A 21,027-nucleotide genomic window follows, 5' to 3' on the forward strand; every position below is an offset into this window, starting at 1 on the left:
GTTCTCCATTACATCACCCCCGCACGGACCAGGTCCTGCAGGTTGAAGGCACCCACCGGGTGGTCTTGCCCATCGACCACGATCAGTGCGTTGATCTTGTGGTCTTCCATGATCTTCAGCGCTTCTGCGGCGAGCATTTCGCCGCGTACGGTCTTGCCGTGTACGGTCATGACCTCGTCGATGATCGCCTCGCGAATGTCGGTGGCACGATCCAGGGTGCGGCGCAGGTCACCGTCGGTGAAAATCCCGGCCAGTTTGCCATCGGCTTCGACGATCGCGGTCATGCCCAGGCCTTTGCGGGTCATTTCCAGCAGGGCATCGCGCAACGAGGTGCCGCGCGCCACTTTGGGCAGGGTGTCGCCGCTGTGCATCACGTGTTCGACCTTGAGCAGCAGGCGCCGCCCCAGCGCACCGCCCGGATGCGAAAAGGCGAAGTCTTCGGCGGTAAAGCCACGGGCCTCCAGCAGTGCAACGGCCAGCGCATCGCCCATCACCAGTGCCGCCGTGGTCGAGGAGGTCGGCGCCAGGTTGAGCGGGCAGGCCTCTTGGGCGACATGCGCATTGAGATTGACGTCGGCGGTCTTCGCCAGCGTCGACTCAGGGTTGCCAGTCAGGCTGATCATAGTGATGCCCAGGCGCTTGATCAGCGGCAGCAGGGTCACGATCTCGTGAGTCGTTCCAGAGTTGGACAGGGCGAGAATGATATCGTCACGAGTGATCATGCCCATGTCGCCGTGGCTGGCTTCGGCCGGGTGGACGAAAAACGCCGGGGTGCCGGTGCTGGCCAGGGTCGCCGCGATCTTGTTGCCAATGTGTCCGGACTTGCCCATGCCGACCACCACAACCCGGCCCTTGCTGGCCAGAATCAGCTCGCAGGCGCGCACGAAATCGGCGTCGATGTGTCCCAGGAGACTGTCGATCGCGTCTATTTCGAGACGGATGGTGCGCTGTGCGGATTGGATAAGGTCGCTGGATTGGCTCATGTCTGGATCGGTCAGCCTGGGAAAAGGCGGCGATTATAGCGGTATTGTCGATCCGGCTCACGCTCTGATCGTCGCAGTCATTCTTTAACGATGAGTCGGCTCAAGCGACTCAGTGTCTTAAGTGTTGTAACGGCATGTGAGTACAGGCGGTGGACGTCGGTTCCGTACTTGGGTGGCACGCAGCAGCGGTGGTATAGTTCGCGGCTTGTCCGGCCCGCCAGTATCGACGCTCCCGGCGCGGAGCAGGCTCGGCAGGTGTGGCCGTATTGCAAGGAGTTCAGATGAGTGCCGATGACGCGTACGCGGTCGAATTGAAGGGTGTCACCTTCAAGCGCGGTGCCCGCAGCATTTTCAACAATGTTGATATTCGTATTCCCAAAGGCAAGGTCACCGGCATCATGGGGCCTTCCGGTTGTGGCAAAACCACCTTGCTGCGCCTGATGGGCGCGCAATTGCGCCCTGACGCAGGCGAAGTGTGGGTCAACGGCCAGAACCTGCCGCAGCTGTCGCGCGGCGATCTGTTCGATGCGCGCAAGCGCATGGGAGTGCTGTTCCAGAGTGGCGCGCTGTTTACCGACCTTGATGTGTTCGAGAACGTCGCGTTTCCTCTGCGTGTCCACACCGAGCTGCCAGACGACATGATTCGCGACATCGTACTGCTCAAACTGCAGGCGGTGGGGCTGCGCGGCGCTGTCGAGCTGATGCCCGATGAGCTGTCCGGCGGCATGAAGCGTCGGGTCGCGCTGGCCCGGGCGATTGCCCTCGATCCGCAGATTCTCATGTATGACGAACCGTTCGTCGGTCAGGATCCCATCGCCATGGGGGTTCTGGTTCGCCTGATTCGCCTGCTCAACGATGCGTTGGGCATCACCAGTATCGTGGTTTCCCATGATCTGACCGAAACCGCCAGTATCGCCGACTACATCTATGTAGTGGGTGACGGCCAAGTGCTGGGGCAAGGTACGCCGCAGGAGCTGCTGGCGTCGGACAACCCGCGCATCCGTCAATTCATGACGGGCGAGCCGGACGGTCCTGTGCCTTTTCATTATCCGGCAGCGGATTTTCGCGACGATCTTTTGGGGACGCGCTGATGCGCAACAAATCAATCATCGAGCGTGTGCGCCTGCTTGGGCGCGCAGCCATCGACGTCATCACCGTGCTGGGGCGTTCCGGCATCTTTCTGTTCAATGCCTTGCTGGGGCGCGGCGGTATCGGCGGCGGTTTTCAATTGCTGGTCAAGCAACTGTACTCGGTCGGGGTGATGTCGCTGGTCATCATCGTCGTCTCGGGCGCGTTCATCGGTATGGTGCTGGCGCTGCAAGGCTTCAGCATCCTGACCAAGTACGGTTCCGAACAGGCGGTCGGGCAAATGGTTGCCCTTACCCTGTTGCGTGAGCTGGCGCCGGTCGTGGCGGCGCTGCTGTTTGCCGGTCGGGCCGGCTCGGCGCTGACTGCCGAGATCGGCAATATGAAATCCACCGAGCAACTGTCGAGCCTGGAAATGATCGGTGTCGACCCGCTCAAGTACATCGTTGCCCCGCGACTGTGGGCCGGCTTTATTTCATTGCCGGTGCTGACCATGATCTTCAGTGTGGTGGGTATCTGGGGCGGCTCCTGGGTCGCCATCGACTGGCTGGGAGTCTATGAAGGTTCTTTCTGGTCCAATATGCAGAACAGTGTTTCTTTCACTGACGATGTGCTCAATGGCCTGATCAAAAGCGTCGTATTTGCCTTGGTAGTGACATGGATCGCGGTTTTTCAGGGTTACGATTGCGATCCTACTTCCGAAGGGATCAGTCGTGCCACGACCCGTACCGTGGTCTACGCCTCACTGGCGGTGCTGGGCCTGGACTTTATTCTGACCGCCTTGATGTTTGGAGATTTCTGATGCAAAACCGCGCCATCGAAACCGGTGTCGGACTGTTCCTCCTGGCCGGCATCCTGGCCTTGCTCCTGCTGGCCCTGCGGGTCAGTGGTCTGAGCGCCAGTGCGACCAGCGACACCTATAAACTTTACGCTTACTTCGACAATATTGCCGGTTTGACTGTCAGAGCCAAGGTAAGCATGGCCGGTGTCACGGTGGGCCGGGTGACGGCGATCGATCTGGATCGCGATACCTTCACCGGGCGCGTGACGCTGGAAATCCAGAAGTCGGTGGATAACCTGCCGACCGATTCCACGGCATCGATTCTGACTGCGGGCCTGTTGGGTGAGAAATACATCGGTCTGAGTGTAGGAGGGGACGAGGCCCTGCTCAAGGATGGCGGTACGATCCACGACACCCAGTCGTCGTTGGTGCTCGAAGACCTGATCGGTAAATTTCTGCTCAACACCGTGAGTAAAGAAGCCAAATGAGGAGCTTTTCCATGATCTCTATTTTGCGTCGCGGTCTGCTGGTCCTGTTGGCAGCATTGCCAATGCTGGCCAGTGCAGCGGCTGCGCCCTCTGCGCACGACCTGATCAAAGGCACTACGGATCAGTTGCTGGGCGACCTGTCGGCCAACAAGGAGCAGTACAAGGCCAACCCCAGTGCTTTCTATGATGCGCTCAACCGCATTGTCGGGCCGGTGGTGGATGCCGATGGCATTTCACGCAGCATCATGACCGTCAAGTATTCGCGCCAGGCCACGCCTGCGCAGATGCAACGCTTCCAGGAGAACTTCAAGCGCAGCCTGATGCAGTTCTATGGCAACGCATTGCTGGAGTACAACAACCAGGGCATCACCGTAGCGCCGGCCAAGGATGAGAGTGGCGAGCGCACCAGCGTCGATATGCAGGTCAAGGGCAACAACGGCGCGGTCTATCCGGTTTCCTACACCCTTGAGAAGATCAATGGTGAATGGAAAGTGCGCAACGTGATCATCAACGGCATCAACATCGGCAAGCTGTTCCGTGACCAGTTCGCCGATGCCATGCAGCGCAATGGCAATAATCTGGACAAGACTATCGATGGCTGGGCCGGTGAAGTGGCCAAGGCCAAGGAAGTCACCGACGAAGCTTCGCAGAAGGCGGCGCAATGACCGAGTCGGCGGTGCGTCTTGTCGGCGCCGGCGAGCTGCGTCTGGTCGGTGTGCTCGACTACAGCACCGGTCCGCAGTTGCGCAAGCAGGGCGCGGCGCTAATTCGTTCCAGCAGCCTGCCGACACTGGTCATTGATTGTTCAGGTGTCAGCCACTCCAGCAGCGTCGGCCTGGCGCTGCTGTTGGGTTTCATGCGTGATGCGCAAAGTGCAGGCAAATCGGTCAGCGTTCACTCCATGCCAGCGGACATGCGCAAGATCGCCGAGGTATCGGGCGCCAGTGCGCTGTTTGACAATCATTCTCCCGCATGACCTTTACAGCCCCCTGTCTGCGTAAACCCCGGGCGGGGTTCGCATAGCAGGGGCTTTTTTGTATCATGGCCGACCCGCGCGCACAGAGCGCCGATCGAGGTTAAGCATGCAGGCTGTCGAAGTAAAAAGCTTCCTTGAAGCAAAATTGCCCGGAATCAAAGTGGAAGTCGAAGGCGAAGGCTGCAACTTCCAGCTCAATGTCATCAGTGATGAGTTGGCTGCCCTGAGTCCTGTCAAGCGTCAGCAACAGATCTACTCCCATCTCAATCCCTGGATCGCTGATGGCAGCATCCATGCGGTTACGATGAAATTTTTCAGCAGCGCGGCCTGGGCCGAGCGCGCCTGACCCTACCGGTGTCGAGATTGCAATGGATAAATTGATTATTACCGGCGGCGTCCGTCTGGACGGCGAAATTCGTATTTCCGGGGCCAAGAACTCGGCGTTGCCGATTCTTTCTGCAACCCTGCTCGCCGATGGGCCTGTTACGGTCCAGAACCTGCCGCATCTGCACGACATCACCACCATGATCGAGCTGTTCGGTCGCATGGGTATTGAGCCGGTGATCGACGAGAAGCTCAGCGTCGAGATCGACCCGCGCACCATCAAGACCCTGGTCGCGCCGTATGAGCTGGTCAAGACCATGCGCGCCTCGATCCTGGTGCTCGGCCCGATGGTCGCCCGCTTCGGTGAAGCTGAAGTGGCCTTGCCGGGCGGCTGCGCCATTGGTTCGCGTCCGGTTGACCTGCATATCCGCGGCCTGGAAGCCATGGGCGCGATCATTGACGTCGAAGGCGGTTACATCAAGGCTCGCGCCCCGGAAGGCGGCCTGCGTGGCGCACATTTCTTCTTCGATACCGTCAGTGTGACCGGTACCGAGAACATCATGATGGCCGCCAGTCTGGCCAAGGGCCGCACAGTGCTGCAGAACGCAGCCCGTGAACCTGAAGTCGTCGACCTGGCGAACTTCCTGATCGCCATGGGTGCCAACATTCAAGGTGCCGGTACCGACACCATCACCATTGACGGTGTCGAACGTCTGCATTCGGCCACCTACAAGGTGATGCCGGACCGTATCGAGACCGGTACGTACCTGGTGGCTGCGGCAATCACCGGTGGCCGGGTCAAGGTCAAGGACACTGATCCGACCATTCTCGAAGCGGTACTGCTCAAGCTGCAGGAAGCGGGCGCCGAAGTGACCACGGGTGACGACTGGATCGAGCTGAACATGCATGGTCGCCGTCCTAAAGCGGTCAATGTACGTACCGCGCCGTATCCGGCGTTTCCGACCGACATGCAGGCCCAGTTCATCTCCCTCAATGCCGTTGCCGAAGGCACTGGCGCAGTGATCGAGACGATCTTCGAAAACCGCTTCATGCACGTTTACGAAATGCACCGCATGGGCGCGCAGATCCAGGTCGAAGGCAATACCGCGATCGTCACCGGCACCGAAGTGCTCAAGGGCGCTCCGGTCATGGCCACCGACCTGCGTGCTTCGGCCAGCCTGGTGATCTCGGCGCTGGTTGCCGAAGGTGACACGCTGATCGACCGTATCTACCACATCGACCGTGGTTACGAGTGCATCGAAGAGAAGCTGCAGTTGCTGGGCGCGAAAATTCGTCGCGTACCGGGCTGACCTGCACGGCCCCGATGTCTCAACCATCGGGGCCGTGGTTTGACGACTGCGAGATTTCCATTACCCGGTTGCGCACTGACGGCGTGTATCGGGTAAGCTCTGGGGCTTGCCGCCAGGGCATGAGCTTCCTGATAAGGACCCGAGTTTTCCCATGCTGACCATCGCACTGTCCAAGGGCCGTATCCTTGACGACACCCTGCCGCTTCTCGCTGAGGCGGGCATTGTGCCGACCGAGAATCCGGACAAGAGCCGCAAGCTCATCATTCCCACGACCCAGGACGATGTTCGTCTGCTGATCGTGCGTGCCACCGATGTGCCGACCTATGTCGAGCATGGCGCGGCAGACCTGGGCGTCGCCGGCAAGGATGTGTTGATGGAATACGGCGGCCAGGGTCTGTACGAGCCCCTGGACCTGAACATTGCCCGTTGCAAGCTGATGACCGCTGGCGCGGTAGGTGCTCCAGAGCCCAAGGGGCGGCTGCGGGTGGCGACCAAGTTCGTCAACGTCGCCAAGCGCTACTACGCCGAACAGGGGCGTCAGGTCGACATCATCAAGCTGTATGGCTCCATGGAGCTGGCTCCGCTGATCGGCCTGGCCGACAAGATCATCGACGTTGTCGACACGGGCAACACCCTGCGTGCCAACGGTCTTGAGCCTCAGGAAATGATCGCGACCATCAGCTCGCGTCTGGTAGTCAACAAAGCGTCGATGAAGATGCAACACGCCCGCATCCAGTCGTTGATCGACACCCTGCGCAAGGCTGTCGAGTCGCGACACCACGGCTGACCTGATCACGCGATATTGCATCGCGTCCAGCTATCCGTGTCATAGCCAGATTTCTCAGGTGCCAGCGCGGATAGCTTGGTAGCTTATGGCTCCTGAGCATCCGCCAATAACAGAGACCCTCGCTATGACCACGTCCACTGCAATACGCCGACTCGATGCTGCCGATGCGGATTTCGCCCGACATCTGGATCATCTGCTGAGCTGGGAAAGCGTGTCTGACGAATCGGTCAATCAGCGCGTGCTGGATATCATCAAGGCCGTGCGTGAGCGTGGTGACGCCGCGCTGGTCGAGTTCACGCAGCGCTTCGATGCCCTGCAAGCCGGCTCAATGGCCGACCTGATTCTGCCCCGCGAGCGTCTGGAACTGGCCCTGACCCGTATCACGCCTGCTCAGCGCCAGGCGCTGGAAGTGGCTGCCGAGCGGGTGCGTAGCTATCACGAAAAGCAGAAGCAGGACTCCTGGAGCTACACCGAAGCCGACGGCACGGTGCTGGGCCAGAAGGTCACGCCGCTGGATCGTGCCGGTTTGTATGTGCCAGGCGGCAAGGCGTCCTACCCCTCATCGGTCCTGATGAACGCGATCCCGGCCAAAGTGGCCGGAGTGGCTGAGGTGGTCATGGTCGTGCCGACCCCGCGTGGCGAGATCAACGAGCTGGTGCTGGCGGCTGCCTGTATCGCCGGTGTGGATCGGGTGTTCACCATCGGCGGCGCCCAGGCTGTGGCGGCGCTGGCCTATGGCACTGAAAGTGTACCGCCAGTCGACAAGATCGTCGGCCCCGGCAATATTTATGTGGCCACTGCCAAGCGTCACGTATTCGGTCAGGTCGGCATCGACATGATCGCCGGCCCCTCCGAGATTCTGGTGGTCTGCGACGGTCAGACCGATCCGGACTGGATCGCCATGGACCTGTTCTCGCAAGCCGAGCACGATGAAGACGCTCAGGCCATCCTGGTCAGCCCGGACGCTGAATTCCTCGACAAAGTGGCGGCCAGTATCGAGAAGCTGCTGCCGACCATGGATCGTGCCACCATCATCGAAACCTCGATCAATGGCCGTGGTGCGCTGATCAAGGTTGCCGATATGCAACAAGCCATCGACGTGGCCAACCGCATCGCCCCGGAACATCTTGAATTGTCGGTTGAAGACCCGCAGGCCTGGCTGCCGCAGATCCGCCACGCCGGTGCGATCTTCATGGGTCGTCACACCAGCGAAGCACTGGGTGACTACTGTGCCGGCCCTAACCATGTGTTGCCGACTTCCGGCACCGCCCGTTTCTCGTCGCCGCTGGGGGTTTATGACTTCCAGAAGCGTTCGTCGATCATCTTCTGTTCGCCGCAGGGCGCCTCGGAGCTGGGCAAGACCGCTTCGGTGCTGGCCCGTGGCGAATCGCTCAGTGGTCATGCGCGCAGCGCCGAATACCGTATTACCGATACCGGCTTCAAGCCCGGGCTTAGCGAGCAAGGCGAGTAAACATGAGCAAATTCTGGAGTCCTTTCGTCAAGAGCCTGGTGCCTTATGTGCCGGGCGAGCAGCCCAAGCTGAGCAAGCTGGTCAAGCTCAACACCAACGAAAACCCTTACGGCCCGTCGCCAAAGGCGCTCGAAGCCATGCGCGCCGAACTCGGCGATGGCCTGCGTCTGTATCCGGACCCTAACAGCGACCTGCTCAAGCAAGCAGTGGCGGCTTACTACAAGGTGCAGCCCAATCAGGTGTTCCTGGGCAACGGCTCCGACGAAGTGCTGGCGCATATTTTCTATGGTCTGTTTCAGCACGACCAACCGCTGCTGTTCCCGGACATCAGCTACAGCTTCTATCCGGTTTACTGCGGCCTGTATGGGATTGCCCATGAAACCGTAGCGCTGGACGAGCAGTTCCAGATTCGTGTGCACGATTATGCGCGGCCCAACGGCGGGATCATCTTCCCCAACCCGAATGCGCCTACCGGCTGCCTGCTGGCCCTGGAAGCCATTGAGCAAATCCTCAAGGCCAGCCCGGATTCAGTTGTGGTCGTGGACGAAGCCTACATCGACTTTGGTGGCGAGACCGCCATTAGCCTGGTGGACCGCTACCCGAACCTGCTGGTGACCCAGACCCTGTCCAAGTCACGTTCGCTGGCCGGACTGCGGGTCGGCCTGGCGGTCGGCCATCCTGATCTGATCGAAGCGCTGGAGCGGGTCAAGAACAGCTTCAACTCCTACCCGCTGGATCGTCTGGCGATCGTGGGCGCCACTGCGGCGTTCGAAGATCAGGCGCATTTCAATACCACCCGCAACGCGGTGATTGCCAGTCGCGAAGCCTTGGTCGAGCAGTTGCAGGGCAAGGGCTTTGAAGTTCTGCCTTCGGCAGCCAACTTCATCTTCGCCCGTCACCCGCAGCATGATGCCGCAGGCCTGGCGGCGAAAGTGCGTGAGCAAGGGGTTATCGTGCGGCACTTCAAGCAGGAGCGGATTGCCCAGTTCCTGCGCATTACCATTGGCACGCCAGAGCAGAACCAGGCGTTGCTGGATGCGTTGAGCGATATCTGAGTGTCATCGGCCTTGGCCGCGAACCAGCAGGTTCGCGGCCAAGGCCGACACGGGTTATTGCGCGTTGGCGGCCGGGGTGTGGGCCGGGGCTGGAGCCGGTGGTGGACGAATCCCCACTTCTGCGGTCAGGCGCAGTTCCTTGTTATTGCGCAGCACATTGATCGCGATCTTTTCCTTTGGTCGAGCGCGGGCCAGCTGATTCATGGCGCGACGTCCGTCGGTGGCCACTTCATCATTGATGCTCAGAATGATATCGCCCAGTTGCAGGCCGGCCTTTTGCGCCGGGCCGTCGCGAAATACCGCAGATACCACCACGCCCTGACGGCCTTTGAGGCCATAGGACTCGACCAGATCGGCGGTCAGGTTCTGTACTTCAATGCCCAGCCAGCCGCGGATCACCTGACCATGCTCGATGATCGACTTCATCACATCGATCGCCAGTTTGGTCGGGATCGAGAAACCGATGCCTTGCGAGCCGCGTGACTCGGTAAAAATCGCGGTGTTGATGCCGATCAGGTTGCCGTTGGCATCAACCAGTGCGCCACCGGAGTTGCCGGGGTTGATCGCCGCGTCGGTCTGAATGAAGTCTTCGTAGGTATTGAGGCCCAACTGGTTGCGCCCGGTGGCGCTGATGATGCCCATGGTGACGGTCTGGCCGACGCCGAACGGGTTGCCGATCGCCAGTGCAACGTCGCCGATGCGAATGTTGTCAGAACGGGCAATGGTGATGGCCTGCAGGTTTTTAAGATCGATCTTGACTACTGCCAGGTCGGTTTCCGGATCGTTGCCGATGACCCGCGCCACGGTCTCACGACCGTCCTTGAGTGCCACGATGATCTGATCGGCGCCACTGGTTACGTGGTTGTTGGTGAGGATGTAGCCTTCCGGGCTCATCAACACGCCAGACCCCAGGCTCGATTCCATGCGCTTCTGTTTGGGCTGGTTGTCGCCGAAAAAGCGCCTGAATTGCGGGTCTTCGAACAGCGGGTTGGCCGACTTGTTGATCAGCCGGGTGCTGTACAGGTTGACCACCGCCGGTGCGGCAGCGCTGACCGCGTCGGCATACGACGAAGGGCCCTGCACAATCTGGGTGGATTGCGGTGCCTGTTGCAAATTGACGTCCAGACTGGGCAAACCGACCCATTGAGGAAAACGCTGGATGACCAGCAGGGCGACCAATACGCCTGCGAGCAATGGCCAGCCAAAATAGCGCAGTGCCTTTAGCATTGAGAGAAGATCCTGGGAGTGACAGGCGCAGAATTTATTAGCCGGGCTGCGCCATAATGGCGGGCATTATACGAGCACCGCAGGCGCTGTCTCGTATTACTCACGCAATTTAAGGTATCTATGTTGTGCTGACCGCGATACCGAACCGTTCATCGAGGAATCTTTCATGGCCGTAGCCCTCACCACCCTGGTTGAAGAAGCCGATCGCTACCTCAACAGCGCCCGGATCCAGGACTATTGCCCCAACGGCCTGCAGGTCGAAGGGCGCCCACAGGTCATGCGTATTGTCAGTGGTGTAACCGCCAGCCAGGCGTTGCTCGATGCCTCTGTCGAGGCCCAGGCCGATCTGGTTCTGGTCCATCATGGTTACTTCTGGAAAGGCGAGAATCCCTGCGTGGTGGGGATGAAGCAACGTCGCCTGAAGACCCTGCTCAGGCATGACATGAGCCTGCTGGCTTATCATCTGCCATTGGACGTGCACCCGGAAGTGGGTAACAACGTGCAGTTGGCGCGGCAACTGGATATCACGGTCGAAGGGCCGTTGAATCCCGCTGACCCCAAGGTGGTGGGGCTGGTCGGCTCGCTGGCCGAGCCGGTCAGCGCCCGTGACTTTGCCCGGCGCGTCCAGGAGGTACTGGGCCGCGAGCCGTTGTTGATTGAGGGCGACCGGATGGTGCAGCGCGTCGGTTGGTGTTCTGGCGGTGGCCAGGGCTACATCGACCAGGCGGTGCTTGAGGGGGTTGATCTGTACTTCAGCGGCGAAGCCTCCGAGCAGACGTTTCATAGCGCTCAAGAGAACGGCATCAGTTTCATTGCCGCCGGCCATCATGCCACCGAGCGTTACGGCGTGCAGGCACTGGGTGATTATCTGGCGCGGCGCTTTGCGCTGGAGCACATTTTCATCGACTGTCCCAACCCGGTCTGAGCCGCGACCCAGAGCGTGATGGTCAGGCAACCGGCTCGCAGGTCCAAACCGGCGGCTATATGGTTAGATCGTTTCGATCTATTGTGCTCACTGAAGTGCGGTGGTCGTGCATGATAAAGTGCGCGGCTCGAATACGGCCCGCCGGCCGCCACTGGACCGGGTCTGCCATTAAACGCGCCTTGTCGCGCGTGGTTGGTGCAGGCCTGACCACAATACATGCAATCCGTGAGTAGCCATGGTTGACAAACTGACGCATCTGAAACAGCTGGAGGCGGAAAGCATCCACATCATCCGCGAGGTCGCCGCCGAGTTCGATAACCCGGTGATGCTGTACTCGATCGGCAAGGACTCGGCCGTGATGCTGCATCTGGCACGCAAGGCCTTTTTCCCTGGCAAGCTGCCGTTCCCGGTGATGCACGTCGATACCCAGTGGAAATTCCAGGAGATGTACAGCTTCCGCGACAAAATGGTCGAGGAAATGGGCCTGGAACTGATCACCCATGTCAACCCGGAAGGGGTTGCCCAGGGAATCAACCCGTTCACCCACGGCAGTGCCAAGCACACCGACATCATGAAGACCCAGGGCCTCAAGCAGGCGCTGGACAAGCACGGTTTCGATGCCGCCTTCGGTGGCGCGCGCCGCGACGAAGAAAAATCGCGGGCCAAAGAGCGCGTTTACTCGTTCCGCGACAGCAAGCATCGCTGGGACCCGAAGAACCAGCGCCCGGAGCTGTGGAACGTCTACAACGGCAAGGTCAACAAGGGCGAGTCGATCCGCGTTTTCCCGCTGTCGAACTGGACCGAGCTGGACATCTGGCAGTACATCTACCTCGAAGGCATCCCGATCGTGCCGCTGTACTTCGCCGCCGAGCGTGAAGTCATCGAGAAGAACGGCACCCTGATCATGATCGACGACGAGCGCATCCTCGAGCACCTGTCCGAGGAAGAAAAGGCCCGTATCGTCAAGAAGAAGGTGCGCTTCCGTACTCTGGGCTGCTACCCGTTGACGGGCGCCGTCGAGTCCGACGCCGAAAGCCTGACCGACATCATCCAGGAAATGCTCCTGACCCGGACGTCCGAGCGTCAGGGCCGTGTCATCGACCACGATGGCGCAGGCTCGATGGAAGACAAGAAACGTCAAGGGTATTTCTGAGTTTCAAGTTACAAGCGGCAAGCTGCAAGTGGAAGCAGACTGAGTAGCTTCTGGATTTTGTGGATTGCCGCTTGCATTGCGACGACGCCTGGAAAAGGCCGGCAGTGAACGACCAACAGAATTTTTGACTAGTTGTACGCCGACAAGCTTGCCGCTTGAAGCTTACAGCTTGGAGCTTGAATGCAATGAGCCACCAATCCGATTTGATCAGCGAAGACATCCTCGCTTATCTGGCGCAGCACGAGCGTAAAGAGCTGCTGCGTTTCCTTACCTGCGGTAACGTCGATGACGGCAAGAGCACCCTGATCGGGCGTCTGCTGCACGACTCCAAGATGATCTACGAAGACCATCTGGAAGCCATCACCCGCGATTCGAAGAAGGTCGGCACCACCGGCGAAGAAATCGACCTGGCGCTGCTGGTCGACGGTCTGCAGGCCGAGCGCGAGCAGGGCATTACCATCGATGTGGCCTACCGCTACTTCTCGACTGCCAAGCGCAAGTTCATCATTGCCGACACCCCGGGCCACGAGCAGTACACCCGCAACATGGCCACCGGTGCCTCGACCTGCGACCTGGCGATCATTCTGGTCGACGCCCGTTACGGCGTGCAGACCCAGACCCGCCGCCACAGCTACATTGCCTCGTTGCTGGGCATCAAGCACATCGTGGTCGCGATCAACAAGATGGACCTCAAGGGCTTCGACGAGCAGGTTTTCGAGTCGATCAAGGCCGACTACCTGAAGTTCGCCGAGGCGATCAACCTGACCCCGAGCAGCCTGCACTTCGTGCCGATGTCGGCGCTCAAGGGCGACAACGTGGTCAACCGCAGCGAGCGTTCGCCGTGGTACACCGGCCCCGCGCTGATGGAAATCCTCGAAACCGTCGAGGTGGCCGCCGACCGCAACTTCACCGACCTGCGTTTCCCGGTGCAGTACGTCAACCGTCCGAACCTGAATTTCCGTGGCTTTGCCGGCACCCTGGCCAGCGGCATCGTGCACAAGGGTGACGAAGTCGTGGTGCTGCCGTCGGGCAAGAGCAGCCGGGTCAAGTCCATCGTCACCTATGAAGGCGAGCTGGAGCAGGCCGGTCCCGGCCAGGCCGTGACCCTGACCATGGAAGACGAAATCGACATCTCGCGTGGCGACCTGCTGGTGCATGCCGACAACGTGCCGCCGGTCACCGACCAGTTCGACGCGATGCTGGTCTGGATGTCCGAAGAGCCGATGCTGCCGGGCAAGAAATATGACATCAAGCGCGCTACCAGCTACGTGCCGGGCTCGATTGCCAGCATCACCCACAAGGTCGATGTGAACACCCTTGAGCACGGCGCCGCCAGTGCGCTGCAGCTCAACGAGATCGGCCGGGTCAAGGTTGCCCTCGATGCCTCCATCGCCTTGGACGGTTACGAAAGCAACCGCACCACCGGTGCCTTCATCGTTATCGATCGCCTGACCAATGGCACTGTTGGTGCCGGCATGATCATCGCGCAACCGGTGTTGCCACACGGTGGTAATGGCCAGCACGGCAAGCAGGCTCACGTTTCTACTGAAGAGCGCGCCCTGCGTCTGGGCCAGCAGCCTGCCACTGTGTTGTTCAGCGGCCTTTCGGGCGCCGGCAAAAGCACTCTGGCCTATGCCGTGGAGCGCAAGCTGTTCGACATGGGCCGTTCGGTCTACGTGCTCGATGGTCAGAACCTGCGTCATGACTTGAACAAAGGACTGCCGCAGGACCGTGCCGGACGTACCGAGAACTGGCGTCGTGCCGCCCATGTGGCGCGCCAGTTCAACGAAGCCGGCCTGCTGACCCTGGCCGCGTTCGTTGCGCCGGATGCCGAAGGTCGCGAGCAGGCCAAGGCGTTGATCGGCAAAGAGCGTCTGGTGACGGTCTACGTGCAGGCTTCGCCAAGCGCCTGCCGTGAGCGTGACCCGCAGGGTTTGTATGCTGCCAATGGCGATAACATCCCGGGCGAGTCCTTCCCGTACGACGTGCCGCTGGACGCCGATCTGGTGATCGATACCCAGCGCGTGAGTGTGGAGGAGGGCGTCAAGCTGGTACTGGACGTGCTGCGTAGCCGCGGCGCGATCTGATGCCCTATTGAGGCCAGGTGAGAGGCTCTGCTGGCGAAGACTGTGGTACCTCCACCATTGATTCGCCAGCTGGCCACTCCCATCGTATCGCTGAAACGGCACCAAAGAAAAAGCCCCCGGCCTTGCGGCGCGGGGGCTTTTTCATAACGGCGTACAGGTTACTTTTTCAAACCGTAATGCTCATCCAGCATGCCAGGGGAGTTTGGCGATTTGGGTGCGTAGTCTTTGGGCGCTTCGGTATCGCGTGGCGGAGTCAGCCGATCGCGTGGTGCGTGATGCGCCTCTGGGTGCATGGCGGCCAGCAGACGTTGACGGGTCAGCTCGTCCAGCGCCAGGCGGTTGGCGCCTTCAGCGAGGTGCTCCTGGACTTCCTGATACTGCTGGGTCAGCTTCTGAACCAGATTAGCCGTGCTGTTGAAGTGAGTGACCACCTCGTTCTGATAGGTATCGAAACGCTCCTGAACCTCATCCAGCTGACGCTGGGTGCTGTTCGGAACGGTGTTGGGCAGCAGACGTGCGACCAGGAAACCAATGACGACACCGGCAACCAGGGCAAGAGTCGGCAACAACCAAACTAAGAGCGAGTGTTCCACGAGTCCTTCCTCTATAAACGGCTTTGCATTACGTTAACGGCTGGAACCTGCGCTGTATAGCCGCGACGCGTCGCCGATATGCCAGGCACAGACAATCAGCTAGACGAGTTTACCCATTTCGGGGTCACGGAGTTCTTCACCGCTATGCGCGAAACCCCTGTTTTCATTGACGGCCCGCAGGGCCAGCTCGAAGCACTTTATCAGGACCTGCCCGATGCGAAAGGTGTGGCGCTGATTTGCCATCCCAACCCGGTGCAGGGCGGCACCATGCTCAACAAGGTGGTTGCCACCTTGCAACGTGCTGCCCGCGATGCCGGCTTGAGCACCTTGCGCTTCAATTATCGTGGAGTGGGCGCCAGCGCCGGCACTTCAGTCGCTGGCGCCGAAGAAATCGACGATGCCCGCGCCGCCGCTCGCTGGCTGCGCACGCAGCAGCATGAGCTGCCGCTCACCGTGTTTGGTTTCTCCTTTGGTGGGTATGTCGCCGGATCGCTGTGCGGCGAGCTGGAGGCCCGTGGCGAGGCTCTGGAGCATGTGTTTCTGATCGCACCGGCGGTGTCGCGCTTCAAGGATCACGACGCCCTGCCGCAGCAGGCGCCGCTGACCGTTATCCAGCCTGACGCCGATGAAGTCATTGCGCCTGCGCTGGTGTATGACTGGTCGGCCGTGTTGCCGCGCCCCCATGAGCTGCTGAAAGTGGCAGAATGCGGACACTTCTTCCACGGCAAGCTGACGGATCTGAAGGATCTGGTCATGCCCCGGCTCTCGAATTGATGCACTTCACTGATTAAGCGACCTGCCATGACCACTCGTATCCTGACCGGTATCACCACCACCGGCACTCCTCATCTGGGCAACTATGCCGGCGCGATTCGTCCGGCGGTTGTCGCCAGCCGCCAGCCTGGCGCCGATTCGTTCTACTTCCTGGCCGACTATCATGCCCTGATCAAGTGCGACGACCCGCAGCGCATCCAGCGTTCGCGCCTGGAGATCGCCGCCACCTGGCTGGCAGCCGGTCTGGACCCTGAGCGGGTGACTTTCTATCGGCAGTCGGACATCCCGGAAATCCCCGAGCTGACCTGGCTGCTGACCTGTGTCGCGGGCAAGGGCCTGCTCAACCGTGCTCACGCCTACAAGGCGTCGGTCGACAAGAACGTCGAAAGCGGCGAAGACCCCGATGCTGGTGTGACCATGGGCCTGTTCAGCTATCCGGTGCTGATGGCGGCCGACATCCTGATGTTCAATGCGCACAAGATTCCGGTCGGTCGTGACCAGATCCAGCATGTGGAAATGGCCCGCGACATCGCCCAGCGTTTCAACCACCTGTTTGGCAACGGCAAGGATTTTTTCGCCTTGCCTGAGGCGCAGATCGAAGAAACGGTGGCCACCTTGCCAGGCCTGGACGGGCGCAAGATGTCCAAGAGCTACGACAACACCATCCCGCTGTTCAGCAGCGCCAAGGACCTCAAGGACGCCATCTCGCGCATCGTTACCGACTCGCGGGCGCCGGGCGAGGCCAAAGACCCTGACAACTCGCACCTGTTTACCCTGTATCAGGCGTTTTCCACCGCCGAGCAGAGCGCAGCGTTCCGTAGTGAACTGCTCGAAGGTCTGGGCTGGGGCGAGGCCAAGAGCCGTCTGTTCAATCTGCTCGAGGAGCAGTTGAGCGAACCGCGGGAGATTTACCAGGGCTTGATCGCCCGGCCTGCCGACCTGGAAGACATTCTGCTGGCGGGCGCGCAAAAGGCCCGTCGCACTGCCACGCCATTCCTTGAAACCCTGCGTGAAGCCGTGGGCCTGCGTTCGTTCCGTTCGGTGCAGCAGAGCGCCGACAGCGGTAAGAAAAAGGCCGTCAAGGCGGCACGCTTCGTGAGTTTCCGCGAGGACGACGGCAGTTTCCGTTTCCGCCTGCTGGCCGCTGACGGTGAGCAATTGCTGTTGTCTCGCGCTTTTGCCGACGGCAAGGCGGCCGGTGCGGTCAGCAAACAGCTGCAACAGGGCGGCGCGCTGGATATCCGTGCCGAGGCCGACCGTTTCAGCCTGTGGCTGGACGACGCCTGTGTGGCTGACAGCCCGGGGTTCAAGGATACCGTGGCCCGCGATGCGGCCATCGAAACCCTCAAGTCGGCATTGGCTCCTCAACAGGACTGATTGCCATTCCTCGGGGCCGTCGCTAAAGTGTCGGCCCGCTTTTATTGCCCTGCTGACCAATTATGACGCCCCTGGAACGATATCAAGCCGATCTGAAACGCCCGGACTTCTTTCATGATGCCGCTCAGGAAAACGCTGTGCGTCACCTGCAGCGCCTGTACGACGATTTGATTGCCGCCCAGAACAGCAAGCCCGGCCTGTTCGGCAAGCTGTTCGGCAAGAAAGAGCCGGAGATTGTCAAAGGCCTGTATTTCTGGGGCGGTGTAGGTCGGGGCAAGACCTATCTGGTCGACACTTTCTTCGACGCGCTGCCGTTCGAGCAGAAGATGCGCACGCACTTTCACCGCTTCATGAAGCGCGTGCATGACGAGATGAAGACCCTCAAGGGTGAGAAGAACCCGCTGACCGTGATCGCCAAGCGTTTCTCGGAAGAAGCGCGGATTATCTGCTTCGATGAATTCTTCGTGTCTGACATTACCGATGCCATGATTCTTGGCACGCTGATGGAAGAACTGTTCAAAAATGGCGTTTCGCTGGTGGCGACCTCCAACATCGTGCCAGACGGTCTGTACAAGGACGGTCTGCAACGGGCGCGTTTCCTGCCGGCCATCGCGCTGATCAAGCAGCATACCGAGGTGGTCAACGTTGATAGTGGCGTGGACTATCGTTTGCGTCATCTGGAGCAGGCCGAGCTGTTTCACTTCCCGCTCGACGAGGCCGCAGAGCAGAGCCTGCGCGCCAGCTTCAAGGCGTTGACGCCCGACTGTGCACAGACCGTCGAAAACGACGTGCTGATGATCGAAAACCGCGAAATCCGCGCCCTGCGTACCTGTGACGATGTCGCCTGGTTTAACTTCCGTGATCTGTGTGACGGCCCGCGCAGCCAGAACGACTACATCGAACTGGGCAAGATCTTCCACGCCGTGCTACTCAGCGATGTGGAGCAGATGAGCGTGACCACCGACGACATCGCCCGGCGTTTCATCAACATGGTCGACGAATTCTACGATCGCAACGTCAAGCTGATCATCTCGGCCGAAGTCGAGCTCAAGGACCTGTACTCCGGTGGTCGCCTGAACTTCGAATTCCAGCGCACCCTCAGCCGCCTGCTGGAGATGCAGTCCCACGAATTCCTGGCGCGGGCGCACAAGCCCTGAAAGCAGTCGCAAGCTTCAAGCGGTAAGCTGCAAGAAGGAGCAAGAGCCGCACACGGTCTGCCTTGTTTCTTCTTGCAGCTTGAAGCTCACCGCTTGTAGCTGCTTCTACGCCGCCTGCTGGAATTGCTGGCGATACTGGTTCGGTGAAAGCTCTGTGTGCTGGCGAAACAGGCGGGCGAAGAAACTGGCGTCGTCGTAGCCCACTTCGTAGCTGATGGTCTTGATGCTCTTGCGCGTGGCCGAGAGCAGTCCTTTGGCTGTTTCGATGCGTAGCCGTTGCAGGTAGTGCAGCGGTTTGTCGCCGGTGGCTCCCTGAAAGCGGCGCATGAAATTGCGAATGCTCATGCCGTGTTCGCGGGCCACGTCCTCGAAACGGAACTTGTCGGCGAAGTGTTCTTCGAGCCAGTGCTGGATTTGCAGGATGATCATGTCCTGGTGCAGCTTCTGGCCGCCAAAGCCGATCCGCCCTGGCGAATAATTGCGCCGTACCTCATACAGGATGTCGCGGGCCACGGCCTGGGCCACGTTTGCACCGCAAAACCGCTCGATCAGGTAGATGTACAGATCGCACGCCGAAGTGCTGCCGCCTGCGCAATACAGGTTGTCAGCATCAATGATGTGTTTGTCCTGATTGAGCAGCACTTTCGGAAACCGCTCGGTGAACTCATTGAAGAACCGCCAGTAAGTGGTCGCTTCCTTGCCGTCGAGCAGGCCGCTGGCCGCCAGCCAGAACACACCGCTGGCTTCGGCGCACAATACTGCGCCTCTGGCATGTTGTTCGCGCAGCCATGGCAGCACCTGCGGATAGCGCTGGCAAAGTGCATCGAAGTCATCCCAGAAGGCGGGCAGTACAATGATGTCGCTGGACTCCAGGCCGCCGTCGACCGGCAGCATGACATCGCTGAAGCTGTTGACGGGCTGGCCGTCGGGGCTGACCAGGCGGATTTCGAAGGCAGGCTTGATGCCGTGGCCCAATTGTTTGCTGTAGCGCAGGCTGGCCAGATGGAAGAAATCCTTGGCCTGCATCAGGGTTGAGGCGAACACCCGGTCAATCGCCAGGATGCTCACACGCCGCAATACGGCGCAGGGTTGTATCGGCATGATCTTTGTTCTTATAGGTAATAGTGGTCAAACAACGGCTGGATCGTCTTATGTTTTGCCGGTCCTGTCCAGCCTGAAGGATCCCCTGTAACAATAACCATCAAGGCTCTGGCCCGCCGCTCATGTCCGGTGGTGAGGACAGGACGAAATTCCGGTTGAGCTTCTTGTTGCAGCCTGTATAATTCGCCACCTCTTGGTTGCGGGAGTGATGCCCCGTCGCTAAAGAATCTGCCGTATGCGGACGCGCTGACCCGAGCCCCCGATAGCGTCTGTTTCCGGCTGACTCCGGCTGGCCTGTTTGGCTTGTCAGAGAATGCACTATTCAGTAAGCTCCGCCGTCTATTTTTTTCAGGCGGCCCCTGAGGCTATAAAGAATGAAAACTTTTACTGCTAAACCGGAAACAGTTAAGCGCGACTGGTTCGTCGTCGACGCTGCTGGCCAGACCCTGGGTCGTCTGGCCACCGAAATCGCGAGCCGTCTGCGTGGCAAGCACAAACCGGAATACACTCCGCACGTTGACACTGGCGACTACATCGTCGTGATCAATGCCGAGCAGATCCGTGTTACTGGTGCCAAGTCTTCCGACAAGATCTACTACTCTCACTCCGGTTTCCCGGGCGGGATCAAATCGATCAACTTCGAAAAGCTGATCGACAAGGCTCCTGAGCGCGTGATCGAGACCGCGGTTAAGGGCATGCTGCCTAAGAACCCGCTGGGTCGCGACATGTACCGTAAGCTGAAAGTCTATGCGGGCGCTGTTCACCCTCATACTGCTCAGCAGCCCCAAGAACTGAAGTTTTAACGGAATAGTTGATTATGTCGGCGACTCAAAATTACGGCACTGGCCGTCGCAAGACCGCAACCGCTCGCGTTTTCCTGCGTCCGGGCACTGGTAACATCTCGATCAACAACCGTTCGCTGGACGTGTTCTTTGGCCGTGAAACTGCCCGCATGGTAGTTCGCCAGCCACTGGAACTGACCGAGACCACCGAGAAATTCGACATCTACGTCACCGTTATCGGTGGCGGCGTAAGTGGCCAGGCTGGCGCAATCCGCCACGGTATCACTCGCGCCCTGATGCAATACGACGAGTCGCTGCGCAGCTCCCTGCGTAAAGCCGGCTTCGTTACTCGCGACGCCCGTGAAGTTGAGCGTAAGAAAGTCGGTCTGCGTAAAGCGCGTAAGCGTCCGCAGTACTCGAAGCGTTAATTCGCTTTTACGCCTCAAAAAGAACGCCCGCTTCTTCGGAAGCCGGGCGTTTTTTTATGCCCCTCATTTATCTGTGTGGCAAATCGCCTCATTGTTGTAAGTCAATGTTTACAGCTATTCCTACCTTTTGAGGGGTCTTAAGACCTTGTTGACAGAAGGGGC

Annotated in this window: 22 protein-coding genes; 18 read left to right on the forward strand and 4 right to left on the reverse strand. The window is 59.8% G+C overall.

Annotated features, from left to right (window positions below; translation table 11 throughout):
• Positions 1 to 8: 8 nt before the first annotated feature.
• Positions 9 to 983, reverse strand: a complete 975-nt coding sequence (locus PSCI_RS14230; protein ID WP_045487904.1) for a KpsF/GutQ family sugar-phosphate isomerase — start codon at positions 981 to 983, stop codon at positions 9 to 11.
• Between the two features lie 281 nt (positions 984 to 1,264).
• On the opposite strand from PSCI_RS14230, the gene PSCI_RS14235 reads away from it, so the two are divergent.
• From PSCI_RS14235 to hisC, 10 genes are all read left to right on the forward strand, one after another.
• On the forward strand, positions 1,265 to 2,074 hold the full coding sequence (locus PSCI_RS14235) for an ATP-binding cassette domain-containing protein (RefSeq protein ID WP_045487906.1): 810 nt from the start codon (positions 1,265 to 1,267) through the stop codon (positions 2,072 to 2,074).
• A complete protein-coding gene (gene mlaE, locus PSCI_RS14240; RefSeq protein WP_045487908.1) occupies positions 2,074 to 2,871 on the forward strand; it encodes a lipid asymmetry maintenance ABC transporter permease subunit MlaE in 798 nt (265 codons plus the stop codon). The genes PSCI_RS14235 and mlaE overlap by 1 nt, the downstream gene beginning before the upstream one ends.
• Positions 2,871 to 3,338, forward strand: coding sequence for an outer membrane lipid asymmetry maintenance protein MlaD (gene mlaD / locus PSCI_RS14245; protein ID WP_045487911.1), 468 nt, complete (start codon positions 2,871 to 2,873; stop codon positions 3,336 to 3,338). The genes mlaE and mlaD overlap by 1 nt, the downstream gene beginning before the upstream one ends.
• Positions 3,339 to 3,349: 11 nt before the next feature.
• Entirely contained in the window at positions 3,350 to 4,003 is a 654-nt protein-coding gene (locus PSCI_RS14250) for an MlaC/ttg2D family ABC transporter substrate-binding protein (RefSeq protein ID WP_045487913.1), read from the forward strand.
• Positions 4,000 to 4,314, forward strand: coding sequence for an STAS domain-containing protein (locus PSCI_RS14255; protein ID WP_045487915.1), 315 nt, complete (start codon positions 4,000 to 4,002; stop codon positions 4,312 to 4,314). Before PSCI_RS14250 ends, PSCI_RS14255 begins: the two co-directional genes overlap by 4 nt.
• A 106-nt stretch (positions 4,315 to 4,420) precedes the next feature.
• Positions 4,421 to 4,660 (forward strand): BolA family protein, encoded by a 240-nt coding sequence (locus tag PSCI_RS14260; RefSeq protein ID WP_045487916.1) that lies wholly within the window; start codon positions 4,421 to 4,423, stop codon positions 4,658 to 4,660.
• A gap of 22 nt (positions 4,661 to 4,682) precedes the next feature.
• Positions 4,683 to 5,948: a UDP-N-acetylglucosamine 1-carboxyvinyltransferase gene (murA, locus tag PSCI_RS14265; RefSeq protein ID WP_045487918.1), complete on the forward strand. Its 1,266-nt coding sequence runs from the start codon at positions 4,683 to 4,685 to the stop codon at positions 5,946 to 5,948.
• Between the two features lie 151 nt (positions 5,949 to 6,099).
• The gene (gene hisG, locus PSCI_RS14270; RefSeq protein ID WP_045487919.1) at positions 6,100 to 6,735 is read left to right on the forward strand and encodes an ATP phosphoribosyltransferase; all 636 of its coding nucleotides are present in this window, start codon (positions 6,100 to 6,102) and stop codon (positions 6,733 to 6,735) included.
• Positions 6,736 to 6,859: 124 nt separating this feature from the next.
• Entirely contained in the window at positions 6,860 to 8,206 is a 1,347-nt protein-coding gene (hisD, locus tag PSCI_RS14275; protein ID WP_045487921.1) for a histidinol dehydrogenase, read from the forward strand.
• Between the two features lie 2 nt (positions 8,207 to 8,208).
• Positions 8,209 to 9,261, forward strand: coding sequence for a histidinol-phosphate transaminase (hisC, locus tag PSCI_RS14280; RefSeq protein ID WP_045487924.1), 1,053 nt, complete (start codon positions 8,209 to 8,211; stop codon positions 9,259 to 9,261).
• A gap of 54 nt (positions 9,262 to 9,315) precedes the next feature.
• On the opposite strand, the gene algW is transcribed toward hisC, so the two are convergent.
• The gene (algW, locus tag PSCI_RS14285) at positions 9,316 to 10,488 is read right to left on the reverse strand and encodes a Do family serine endopeptidase AlgW (RefSeq protein WP_045487926.1); all 1,173 of its coding nucleotides are present in this window, start codon (positions 10,486 to 10,488) and stop codon (positions 9,316 to 9,318) included.
• A 166-nt stretch (positions 10,489 to 10,654) separates the two neighbouring features.
• On the opposite strand from algW, the gene PSCI_RS14290 reads away from it, so the two are divergent.
• The 3 genes from PSCI_RS14290 to cysN all read left to right on the forward strand — a co-directional run bounded on the left by PSCI_RS14290 (position 10,655) and on the right by cysN (position 14,653).
• Positions 10,655 to 11,413: a Nif3-like dinuclear metal center hexameric protein gene (locus PSCI_RS14290; RefSeq protein WP_045487928.1), complete on the forward strand. Its 759-nt coding sequence runs from the start codon at positions 10,655 to 10,657 to the stop codon at positions 11,411 to 11,413.
• A gap of 235 nt (positions 11,414 to 11,648) precedes the next feature.
• Positions 11,649 to 12,566, forward strand: coding sequence for a sulfate adenylyltransferase subunit CysD (gene cysD, locus PSCI_RS14295; RefSeq protein ID WP_045487930.1), 918 nt, complete (start codon positions 11,649 to 11,651; stop codon positions 12,564 to 12,566).
• A 185-nt stretch (positions 12,567 to 12,751) separates the two neighbouring features.
• Positions 12,752 to 14,653, forward strand: a complete 1,902-nt coding sequence (gene cysN / locus PSCI_RS14300; protein WP_045487932.1) for a sulfate adenylyltransferase subunit CysN — start codon at positions 12,752 to 12,754, stop codon at positions 14,651 to 14,653.
• 158 nt (positions 14,654 to 14,811) lie between these two features.
• On the opposite strand, the gene PSCI_RS14305 is transcribed toward cysN, so the two are convergent.
• Complete coding sequence (locus PSCI_RS14305; protein WP_045487934.1) at positions 14,812 to 15,246, reverse strand: YhcB family protein; 435 nt, start codon at positions 15,244 to 15,246, stop codon at positions 14,812 to 14,814.
• Between the two features lie 144 nt (positions 15,247 to 15,390).
• Here PSCI_RS14305 and PSCI_RS14310 point away from each other — a divergent pair, with 144 nt between their 5' ends.
• The 3 genes from PSCI_RS14310 (at position 15,391) to zapE (ending at position 18,554) form a co-directional block, all read left to right on the forward strand.
• A complete protein-coding gene (locus tag PSCI_RS14310) occupies positions 15,391 to 16,020 on the forward strand; it encodes an alpha/beta hydrolase (RefSeq protein ID WP_045494319.1) in 630 nt (209 codons plus the stop codon).
• Between the two features lie 27 nt (positions 16,021 to 16,047).
• Positions 16,048 to 17,397 carry a tryptophan--tRNA ligase gene (locus PSCI_RS14315; protein ID WP_045487936.1) on the forward strand — a complete coding sequence of 450 codons (1,350 nt, stop codon included), beginning with the start codon at positions 16,048 to 16,050 and terminating at the stop codon, positions 17,395 to 17,397.
• Positions 17,398 to 17,459: 62 nt separating this feature from the next.
• Positions 17,460 to 18,554, forward strand: coding sequence for a cell division protein ZapE (gene zapE / locus PSCI_RS14320; RefSeq protein ID WP_045487938.1), 1,095 nt, complete (start codon positions 17,460 to 17,462; stop codon positions 18,552 to 18,554).
• A 105-nt stretch (positions 18,555 to 18,659) separates the two neighbouring features.
• Here the strand turns inward: zapE and PSCI_RS14325 are convergent, their stop codons facing one another.
• Positions 18,660 to 19,556 carry a GlxA family transcriptional regulator gene (locus PSCI_RS14325; protein WP_162484354.1) on the reverse strand — a complete coding sequence of 299 codons (897 nt, stop codon included), beginning with the start codon at positions 19,554 to 19,556 and terminating at the stop codon, positions 18,660 to 18,662.
• 473 nt (positions 19,557 to 20,029) lie between these two features.
• On the opposite strand from PSCI_RS14325, the gene rplM reads away from it, so the two are divergent.
• On the forward strand, positions 20,030 to 20,458 hold the full coding sequence (rplM, locus tag PSCI_RS14330; RefSeq protein WP_045487943.1) for a 50S ribosomal protein L13: 429 nt from the start codon (positions 20,030 to 20,032) through the stop codon (positions 20,456 to 20,458).
• A gap of 14 nt (positions 20,459 to 20,472) precedes the next feature.
• Positions 20,473 to 20,865 carry a 30S ribosomal protein S9 gene (gene rpsI, locus PSCI_RS14335; RefSeq protein ID WP_045487946.1) on the forward strand — a complete coding sequence of 131 codons (393 nt, stop codon included), beginning with the start codon at positions 20,473 to 20,475 and terminating at the stop codon, positions 20,863 to 20,865.
• Positions 20,866 to 21,027: the final 162 nt, after the last annotated feature.

This window comes from Pseudomonas sp. StFLB209, assembly GCF_000829415.1.
In the GTDB taxonomy this organism is placed as follows: domain Bacteria; phylum Pseudomonadota; class Gammaproteobacteria; order Pseudomonadales; family Pseudomonadaceae; genus Aquipseudomonas.